Origin of the sequence: Nosocomiicoccus sp. HMSC059G07, from assembly GCF_001815515.1 — a bacterium.
GTDB lineage: Bacteria > Bacillota > Bacilli > Staphylococcales > Salinicoccaceae > Nosocomiicoccus > Nosocomiicoccus ampullae_A.
The window spans coordinates 1-525 of sequence record NZ_KV820848.1; the positions used below are offsets into that span (position 1 = coordinate 1).

Annotated in this window: 1 protein-coding gene; it reads right to left on the reverse strand. The window is 33.5% G+C overall.

Annotated elements, in window-relative coordinates; translation table 11 throughout:
* Positions 1-195: 195 nt before the first annotated feature.
* The gene (locus HMPREF3029_RS05960) at positions 196-441 is read right to left on the reverse strand and encodes a hypothetical protein (protein WP_070710163.1); all 246 of its coding nucleotides are present in this window, start codon (positions 439-441) and stop codon (positions 196-198) included.
* Positions 442-525: the final 84 nt, after the last annotated feature.

The following is a 525-nucleotide window of genomic DNA, read 5'->3' on the forward strand; positions in this document are numbered from 1 at the left end:
TTCTAATTTTGTATGTGTTTCTTTATTTACAATGACATCTCCGCGATGGACATTTTCTTTACTGACTTCAAGGACCTCTTCGTGTAAATCTAGCGTTTTGTCATCTGTTTTCAACATATCAGAATCATTAGAAACAGATGAGATGGCTTCGTCATCAACATATAAAAGCATACCACCATCTTCTAAAACACGTTCTTAGTCATCAATGCTATAGTGAGACATGCGATTAAATGGATAATCTTGTGCGTCATTAAAAGTATCTTTAATCGTATGACCTTCTGACACAATGACTTCTTTAATATCTGGTCTAGATTTTAAATAGTCTTTTACGCTTTCTCTCGTAATAATCGTAATATGGCTTTCAGGTATACCTGTTTCTGTGTAATGTGCGACTTTTAATTTTAAATCATTCGTATTTTGTAAGTATTCTATATGTCCCATAATGGATATCCTCCGCTCACATCTTAGTATTCATGTCATTCCCTAAAACAGAGGCATTTAAACGGAATTTGAGTGGTGATAAAA

Coding starts and splice junctions, on each gene's coding strand:
- HMPREF3029_RS05960 (WP_070710163.1), bottom strand. CDS start 441: ATGGGACATATAGAATACTTACAAAATACGAATGATTTAAAATTAAAA.